Below are 8,119 nucleotides of genomic sequence, written 5' to 3' on the forward strand. Positions count from 1 at the left end.
CTGGCCGATGTCGATCGACAGTATCAATTTATCGATGTCCGCGAACCTCAGGAATTAGCACTGGTGGCATTACCGAGATTTATCAATTTACCCTTGAGCGAACATGCTGACTGGTCGCCGCAAATTGATACCCGATTGGACAAAGAGATCGAAACCTTGGTTTTGTGCCATCATGGGATGCGATCGGCACAGATGAGTCAATGGTTGATCGAGCGCGGCTTTACCAATGTGAGCAACATCATCGGCGGCATTGATGCCTATAGCCATCATGTCGATTCGAGCCTGCCGCGATACTAGGTCAGCGATCGCGATCCCCGATATCGGTTACGATAGTATTCTTGCAGGGAGATCTGCTGACCCAGCAGCCAAGATCAATCTGTTACAATTCAGCCAGTTTTATCTGTTTTGATTAGCTAGCATCTGGCCATCACCGATCGCTAGTTCGTGACTATTTCCATAGTCAGCATCATCGCATCTACTAGAGAACTACCATCATTTACCATTCCGCGCAGCGGTAGTAGTCTATGTCATTTGATTTGAATAAGCGTCATCAGCAGATTTTATGGGCGACGATCCGTCAATATATTTCTACTGCTGAGCCGGTTGGTTCTAAAACGCTAGTAGATGGCTATAACCTCAATATCAGTCCCGCAACGATTCGGAGTGGCTTTGCCACCTTAGAAAAAGCTGGATTTTTGTATCAACCGCATACTTCTGCTGGCAGAATTCCCTCTGATTCCGGTTATCGATTGTATGTCGATCGCTTAATTCAACCATCACCAGATATCGGTCGCCAACTCCAAGAATTGCTAACCAATAAGCTCGATTGGGACGGCTGGAGTATCGAAACTATTTTGCGCGGTGCCGTGGAAGTACTTGCGACTCTTAGCGGCTATATCACGATGATTACGCTACCGCAAACGCGCCGCTCGACAGTCAAGCACATTCAGCTCATCTGCGTTGAGTCTTCCAAAATCATGCTGATTGTCGTCTGGGATGCCTATGAGACCCAATCGATTTTGATGCAATTACCACCAGAGCGAGATCTGGCGATCGATCGTGATTCGTTTGATCGAGAATTACAAGTATTATCAAATTTTTTAAATAGCAAGCTTCAAGGTAGATCTGTACTAGAGCTATTTACATTAGATTGGAGCGAACTCGATCTTCGCTTTCAACAATATGTCGATCCGATCGATCGTTTACTCACAGATTTATCGCGACAATCTAAGCCGATTCATTCATCACAAATGATGATCTGGGGGATTTCAGAAGTCCTCGGCCAACCAGAATTTTCCCAACTCCAACAGGTCAAAACATTACTGCACTTATTAGAATCCGAGCAAGATAAAGTCAGCTCGTCAATCTTCGATCCCACCCGCGATCCGGCTGGCAATTCGCGATCGCAAGTTGCCATTAGGATCGGCACTGAAAATCCGCTCAAACCGATGCAGGCTTGTACGTTGATTTCGGCCAATTACCATCAAGATTCAATTCCCGTCGGCAGCGTCGGGTTGCTCGGCCCGACGCGGATGTTGTACGAAGATTCGATCGCCTTGGTTAAGTCGGCGGCTGAATATATTACGGCGGCGATTAGTCAAGAATAAGCCAACCTTTTCATGCCACTATCCTAAAAATTGTCGCCAGTCTAACGATGATGCTATAACTAAATGTAACTCGTCCCAGCGATCTTCAGATCGCTAGTCAAATCAGTAGCAGCTAATGTCGAACAAAATCATTTTTGGCACGTTATGGTTGGGATTTACTATTTATGCTTTCGGCTTTGCGCCACCAGATCGATCGGATACACTGCAACTAATTATCGATCTTTCGACAGGTAAATGGGCGGGCATCAATCCATTAGTAATTGCCTTATTTAATCTCATGGGTATCCTGCCCATGGCCTATGCCTGTCTGATGTTAATCGATGGTAAAGCGCAACGGATCTCAGCCGGCTTATTTAGTGCAGCCGCTTTTGGCGTTGGTGCATTTGCGATCTTACCTTATCTAGCCCTGAGATCGCCGCCATCGCCAAACAGTCAAATCGATCGACGTGGTATGATTAAACTCGTCGATTCGCGTTGGTTCGGTGTCACCCTAACGCTCGGAACGATCGGCTTATTAAGCTATGGGATCGTGCAGGGAGATTGGGCAGATTTTGTCCGTCAATGGCAGACTAATCGGTTTATTCATGTGATGAGTTTAGATTTTTGTCTGTTGACATTGTTGCTACCCGTATTAATTAGCGATGACATCGATCGCCGGAATTTTACCAACCCCCAAGCGATAAAAATCCTCTCGTTAGTTCCCTTATTTGGCGGCCTAATTTATCTGTGTATTCGACCCAGTTTACCCGATCGTCTGACCTGCTCGGAGCCGAAATTAGTATAGCTAATTACACAGCAGACTTGTAGCTCCCGTCTGAACTACATCAAAACTCAATTATTAACTCTCAATTCGCTCATGCTAAAAATTGCCGTTGTAGACTACGACATGGGAAACTTACACTCTGTTTGTAAGGGTTTACAACATGCTGGCGCGCAAACATCAATTACCCATGTCCCAGCGGAATTAGCCGCAGCAGATGCGATCGTCTTGCCTGGTGTCGGGGCTTTCGATCCAGCGGTCAAAAAAATTCGCGATCGCGATTTAGAACAGCCACTCAAAGATATTATTGCCAGTGGCAAACCATTTTTGGGGATTTGTTTGGGATTGCAAATCTTATTCGACCGATCGGAGGAAGGATCTGAAATCGGTTTGGGGATCGTCCCAGGGATCGTGCGCAAATTCCAGCCAGAACCCAATCTAACGATTCCCCAAATGGGTTGGAATCAACTCCAGCTCACTCAACCTAACTGTCCGTTGTGGGGGCAAATCGACTCGAATGCGTGGGTTTATTTCGATCACTCCTATTATGTCGATCCGCTGGATGTCGAAGTAACTGCGGCAGTTGTCACTCATGGTACTCAAACTGTAGCCGCCGCGATCTCCCAATCAAATGTGATGGCGGTACAATTTCATCCAGAGAAATCATCGACTACTGGATTGCAAATGCTGGCTAATTTTGTGCAGATGGCTGACAGACTGCTGCCATTGAGCGGCGTCTAACCCTACTAAATCAGCCGGATCTGCACCCGAAGTTGCGGGGACTTTACAAGTAGCCCTAACTGACATCATCTATAATATCTCGCTAGTAATTCACCGCTGACTAGCGATCGAGCGAACCCAATGATTGAAATAATCTTAAATAATCTTGGGCGATTTTTTCGGAAGTATAGTTATGACGGCAATATTCACGACCGGAATAACCTAATTCTTTGACCAGCTTGGGATTTTGGCTCAATTTATATAGATAGTCGGCTAACCCTTGACTATCACCATTGCGCACAGTTTGACCGCAATTAGCCTGAACGAATACTTCATTTAGATAAGAATCTTTGGGGCAGATACTCGCGATCGGCCGACCGGATGCTAATGCTGAATATAATTTGCTAGGTGCCACCAATCCTTCCATGCCTTCACTGACGCTGACGATCGACACATCACAAGCAGTCAGCGAAAAAGGTAGATTCTCACGCGATTGATAAGGCAGAAATAAACAGTTATTTAGACCCATTTCCGCAACACCCTGCTGGAAATGCTTGCGCTTTTCGCCGCTACCGATAAATACAAACTGAATTGGGGTATGTCGGAGCAGGACGATCGCATCAAAGAGGGTGTCCATATCATGACAGCGACCCATATTACCAGAATATAGGACTGTAAATGGCTCGACCAATCCATGCTCGTGGGCAAACCAGTTGTCCTGTTTTTGGATCGGCGAGATTTGCTCTGGATCTACCCAGCTCGGAATAATCGCAATTTTGTTTTCCAGACCAGCTTGTTTGCCAACAATCCGATCTTTCATATTTTCACTCAAGACAATAATTGCCTCGGCATGTTGCCAAGTCAGGCAGTTCAAGCGATCCCACACTTTGACCAACCAATGTTGTCTCTTAATTACCGCGAGTTCGATTGCAATATCTGGGTACAAATCATAGAGCAAACAGACATAGCGAATTTTACAGACACGGCTGAGTAGATAGCCCAGTAACGGCAGAAAAGGTGGTGCGGTAGTCAGCACGACCAATCTTTTACTATTGGCATGTCGGATCAGATGCAGGGCTGTCCGTACAAAAAAGATTGCACCAGCAACCGCTTTGCCGCGAATGCGTTGCGGCCAAAACCGCGCGGATTGAGAACGCCGAATGCTCAAAGAGTCATGCAATTCCCGCCGAGGCGAATCATCTCGCTCGAAAGCATAAGATGGTTGGCTGGTAAAGACATCGATCCGACCGAATCCTTTGAGATTATGGGCTAACTCTTCAATCAACTGACCCGTTGCCGCATAATCTGGGGGGAAAAATTGATTGATAATTTTGAGATCGATAGGTGAAGAATTTTTCAGAGGTGTGACAATATTAAGTTTCTGGCCGGTAATACAATCTTTGTGAGGAATGGGGCTGGCTTTAGGATGATTGATTTTAGTGGGAGAAGGCATATCGCTAGCTTGTGGGGAGGAATGCTTAATAAATAAAGCCATTATTTTTCATCAATCTTGTTGCACATTAGAGCAGAATGCGCAATTCAATGGATCGCTCCATTGTCTAGCGCCAACATCTGAACTATAAAGATTACACAATATCTATACATATGGTACCCTCATTATCGAGATGGAGAACTAAAATCTTTAAAAATTTACTGTTTGGCTTTAAAAATTTACTGTTTGAATTCCTGCTGCAAGAATATGGAGCGCAGAGTTCATTGCTATGCTTGGACTGAAAATAACTGTTTTACGAACACCGTGAGAAATTCGACGTACTTCACTAATGTAGACATTTTACTATAGTATTCCCCAGAAACGTGCGCTCCTCATCCGAATCTCCGTGTACAAACCTAAATATTTAGAACGAGGTAACAAAAATGCGTTTGGATAGATATACAGTCGGTCAATATTTGCCAGGAGCACCATTGTGGCAGCAAGTTGCTTGGTATTATTTGGGTTCGCCACTAGTGAGTAGCTATTGGCTACTTAGTTCTAACTTTAAATGCTGGTTATTGCGGTGTTTTGGAGCACAAATAGGTACGGGTGTCCGCATCAAGCCAGGACTAAAAGTGAAATTTCCCTGGCGGCTGGTAGTTGGTGAATTTGTGTGGTTGGGTGAAAATTGCTGGATCGATAATGTCGCAATGGTGACGATCGACAGTCATACTTGTCTATCTCAGGACGTATATCTGTGTACTGGCAATCATGATTGGAGTAGTCAGACTTTCGATTTGAAAGATGCCCCGATTCTGATTGGCGAGTCTTGCTGGATTGCCGCACGGGCAACGATCGGCCCTGGGGTCGAGGTTGGGCGGGGTGCCGTACTCTGTTTGGGCAGCGTGACTGGCCGTTCGCTAGCCCCGATGACAATTTACGCTGGCAACCCCGCACAGCCAATCAAGGAGCGAAAATTGCCTTTAGATTCGAGCGGGGAGCTGGGAGCGGGGAGCTGGGAACGAGGCCAGACGGAAACATAGTTCCACCCGCGACTCTCAACGATCTACTATCCACTATTCACTATTCACTATCCACTCTCCTATCTGTTTGACTTGAGATGCTCTGCTTCGATGAGGTGAATCGCCAGCAAGAGTTCGGCCAGAGTGCGTTGAAAGGCATAATACCAACCCTGCCAACCATCGAGAATGCCACCTTTGACAATCAGGCAGTAAATTAAAATAATCGCTGGCGCGAAGATTTTCCGCTTGCGCAACCTGTCGCCCCAACTTAATTCGCGATCGGGTGTTGCTAATAGTTTGGTTGATTCGATGACCATGTAGCGATCTTGCGCCCACAGCCAGCGACTGAGCGGCTTGCGATCGTCATGATAGATAAAATGAGTGAGCGATGTCACCTGGCCGTCGATTTTCACCCGATGGGCGTGACCATCATTTAGATACAGCCCTTTGTTGACGCGATATAAAACTTGACGGGCGGGATAGAGCGTCCCACGCAGCGGTTTACCATAGACGCAATATTTGAATGGTACGAGATAACCATTGACATCTGGAAAATCGTCGATAGCAGCGATCTCATTAATTAGTTCTGGACTTAAGATGTAGTCAGCATCGATCGATAATACCCACTCAGACTTAATTTGCGATAACCCAAAGTTGCATTGTTGGGCGAACGATTCAAATTTGTGTTGAATGACGCGAATCTGAGGATAACCAGCAATAATATCTAAAGTGCGATCGGTACTGTAACTGTCAATAATGACAATCTCGTTAGCCCAAGTTAGTTGTTGGAGTGTCCGATCGAGATTAGGTTCTTCATTGTAAGTCAGGATTAGTGGGGTCGTTTTTGCTAACATCTCGAAATTAATAAGTCAGGATCGGTGGGGTCGTTTTTGCTAGCATCTCGAAGATTAAATCTGCTTAGGGACTTTGGGTACTATCTTGTCTCGCCATCTCAGCGCACTTGTTTCGACAACTAGATAAAATATATAGCCAACCGCCAAAATTGCCCCGACCATCGCCAGCCATGTTACCACAGCACTCATACCGAGTTTATTGGTGACTAATAACACGAGATGGATGACGAGTGCGTGAGTGAGGTAGATACTATAAGATGACATTGCCAAGATTTTCACTAGTTGATGTTCGCCCCACCTAATTGGCTTACTGCTGGCGAGAGATAACACTAGCAAACAAAATATTATGGCAACAAGACTCGGCCCTACATAATAGAGGAAGCTAGTAGGTAAGGCTGGCGCGATCGGTACCAATAAGGCAATCAGCGCGACGATCGAAAAATTGCAGATCGGTCGCGCTAGCCACTGGGAAATGCTGGGAAAATAGGTGAAGATATGAGCTGCGGCTACACCCAAGATCAGACCTTCAAATCTAAAATGCGTAGCAGTTAAATAATACCCAAACGGCAGATTGTCCTCAAATTTTACTAACATCACTCTCAATATCAGCGAGAGCGATGATAAAGCGAGTAAAGTCACTAAAACTTTTGAGGGTTTCAATCGACGAATGGTATAGAGGATAAACGGCAGGAAAATATAAAAGTGCTCTTCAATACATAACGACCAACTTACCAAGAAGAACGGAAGGCGATCGTAATAGTTTTGCAAAAAGAATAGATATCCAAAATCAAATGCTTGATGGCGAACGAGCCAAACGGGGATGAAAGCGAGCACCATCGCGATCGCATAAGCTGGATAAGTCCTTAGCAGTCGTCGCAAAATGAATCTGGGGATATCCACATGGCCGCGATCGATCTGTTCGCGCCAGTATAATTGGCCGATCAGAAAACCACTCAAGACAAAGAATAAATCGACACCATAATGTCCAACATGTGTATATTTGGAGATTGCAACAAAGCCATCTCTACCCACCATCTGCACCGTATGATAAACTACCACCGCAACGATCGCCACTGCCCGAATTAGATCGAGATTGACGATTCTTTTGCTGGCTGACTGTTCGGACATATTATTGATAATAGTTGAAATAAATCTATTGAAAGACTGAGATCTGAATCCTAAATATTAGAGATTGAGAATACACCCTGCATCTGCTAATTCGGATTGTTTGGCAATCGAATCATCAAATTAATAATGTAATTTACTCATAAATCACCATAAATTTGACAATAGTATCGATTTATTCCAGTTCAGGTGGCAGCGGTTGGCGATCGATGATTGATCGATAAACTCGCACTAAATCTGTGGCGATTTTATCCCAAGTATAGTGCGTGATCGTAAATTGCCGCGCGCGGACGCCGATGGCTTGGGCACGCACGGGATCGGCAAAAAATTCAGTTAGCGATCGGGTAATGTCATCGATATCCAGAGCAGCCACATAACCGAGATCGCGATCGCACACGACAGTTGCCAGACCCACACTCGCTGTCACCAAAACTGGTGTTTCAACAACTAAGGCTTCCAATACAGCCATCCCAAAGCTTTCGGAGGTGGAGGTCAAAGCAAAAAGATCGGCACCTTGTAACAACAGATCTTTTTGCAGACCATCGACAAAGCCCACCATCTGGGTGCGATCGGCAATGTTAGCAGTAGCTAGCATTTCT

Annotated in this window: 9 protein-coding genes; 5 read left to right on the forward strand and 4 right to left on the reverse strand. The window is 45.4% G+C overall.

All coding sequences use genetic code 11. From position 1 onward, the window contains the following. The 4 genes from RMO27_RS11160 to hisH all read left to right on the forward strand — a co-directional run. The coding region (locus tag RMO27_RS11160) for a rhodanese-like domain-containing protein (RefSeq protein ID WP_309732379.1) at nt 1-297 on the forward strand (297 nt) is incomplete at its 5' end. A 227-nt stretch (nt 298-524) separates the two neighbouring features. Beyond that, the gene (gene hrcA / locus RMO27_RS11165) at nt 525-1,607 is read left to right on the forward strand and encodes a heat-inducible transcriptional repressor HrcA (protein WP_309732381.1); all 1,083 of its coding nucleotides are present in this window, start codon (nt 525-527) and stop codon (nt 1,605-1,607) included. Nucleotides 1,608-1,722: 115 nt separating this feature from the next. Then, nucleotides 1,723-2,391 (forward strand): DUF2834 domain-containing protein, encoded by a 669-nt coding sequence (locus RMO27_RS11170; protein WP_309732383.1) that lies wholly within the window; start codon nt 1,723-1,725, stop codon nt 2,389-2,391. 72 nt (nt 2,392-2,463) lie between these two features. After that, the gene (gene hisH / locus RMO27_RS11175) at nt 2,464-3,108 is read left to right on the forward strand and encodes an imidazole glycerol phosphate synthase subunit HisH (RefSeq protein ID WP_309732386.1); all 645 of its coding nucleotides are present in this window, start codon (nt 2,464-2,466) and stop codon (nt 3,106-3,108) included. A gap of 100 nt (nt 3,109-3,208) precedes the next feature. On the opposite strand, the gene RMO27_RS11180 is transcribed toward hisH, so the two are convergent. After that, nucleotides 3,209-4,582, reverse strand: coding sequence for a glycosyltransferase family 4 protein (locus RMO27_RS11180; protein ID WP_309732389.1), 1,374 nt, complete (start codon nt 4,580-4,582; stop codon nt 3,209-3,211). Nucleotides 4,583-4,962: 380 nt separating this feature from the next. Between RMO27_RS11180 and RMO27_RS11185 the strand changes: the two genes are divergently transcribed. Continuing rightward, a complete protein-coding gene (locus RMO27_RS11185) occupies nt 4,963-5,562 on the forward strand; it encodes a WcaF family extracellular polysaccharide biosynthesis acetyltransferase (RefSeq protein ID WP_309732391.1) in 600 nt (199 codons plus the stop codon). A 59-nt stretch (nt 5,563-5,621) separates the two neighbouring features. On the opposite strand, the gene RMO27_RS11190 is transcribed toward RMO27_RS11185, so the two are convergent. From RMO27_RS11190 to RMO27_RS11200, 3 genes are all read right to left on the reverse strand, one after another. Continuing rightward, the gene (locus RMO27_RS11190; RefSeq protein WP_309732393.1) at nt 5,622-6,395 is read right to left on the reverse strand and encodes a glycosyltransferase family 2 protein; all 774 of its coding nucleotides are present in this window, start codon (nt 6,393-6,395) and stop codon (nt 5,622-5,624) included. A 54-nt stretch (nt 6,396-6,449) separates the two neighbouring features. Next, nucleotides 6,450-7,523 carry an acyltransferase gene (locus RMO27_RS11195; protein ID WP_309732395.1) on the reverse strand — a complete coding sequence of 358 codons (1,074 nt, stop codon included), beginning with the start codon at nt 7,521-7,523 and terminating at the stop codon, nt 6,450-6,452. Nucleotides 7,524-7,695: 172 nt separating this feature from the next. Next, nucleotides 7,696-8,119: glycosyltransferase (locus RMO27_RS11200; protein WP_309732397.1), on the reverse strand; the 424-nt coding region annotated here is incomplete at its 5' end.

This window comes from Chamaesiphon sp. OTE_75_metabat_556, assembly GCF_031378165.1.
Taxonomy (GTDB): Bacteria; Cyanobacteriota; Cyanobacteriia; order Cyanobacteriales; family Chamaesiphonaceae; genus Chamaesiphon.

What these genes read in the sequence shown, in the direction of transcription:
- hrcA (WP_309732381.1), top strand. Translation starts at nt 525, where the DNA reads ATGTCATTTGATTTGAATAAGCGTCATCAGCAGATTTTATGGGCGACG.
- RMO27_RS11170 (WP_309732383.1), top strand. Translation starts at nt 1,723, where the DNA reads ATGTCGAACAAAATCATTTTTGGCACGTTATGGTTGGGATTTACTATT.
- hisH (WP_309732386.1), top strand. Translation starts at nt 2,464, where the DNA reads ATGCTAAAAATTGCCGTTGTAGACTACGACATGGGAAACTTACACTCT.
- RMO27_RS11180 (WP_309732389.1), bottom strand. Translation starts at nt 4,582, where the DNA reads ATGGCTTTATTTATTAAGCATTCCTCCCCACAAGCTAGCGATATGCCT.
- RMO27_RS11185 (WP_309732391.1), top strand. Translation starts at nt 4,963, where the DNA reads ATGCGTTTGGATAGATATACAGTCGGTCAATATTTGCCAGGAGCACCA.
- RMO27_RS11190 (WP_309732393.1), bottom strand. Translation starts at nt 6,395, where the DNA reads ATGTTAGCAAAAACGACCCCACTAATCCTGACTTACAATGAAGAACCT.
- RMO27_RS11195 (WP_309732395.1), bottom strand. Translation starts at nt 7,523, where the DNA reads ATGTCCGAACAGTCAGCCAGCAAAAGAATCGTCAATCTCGATCTAATT.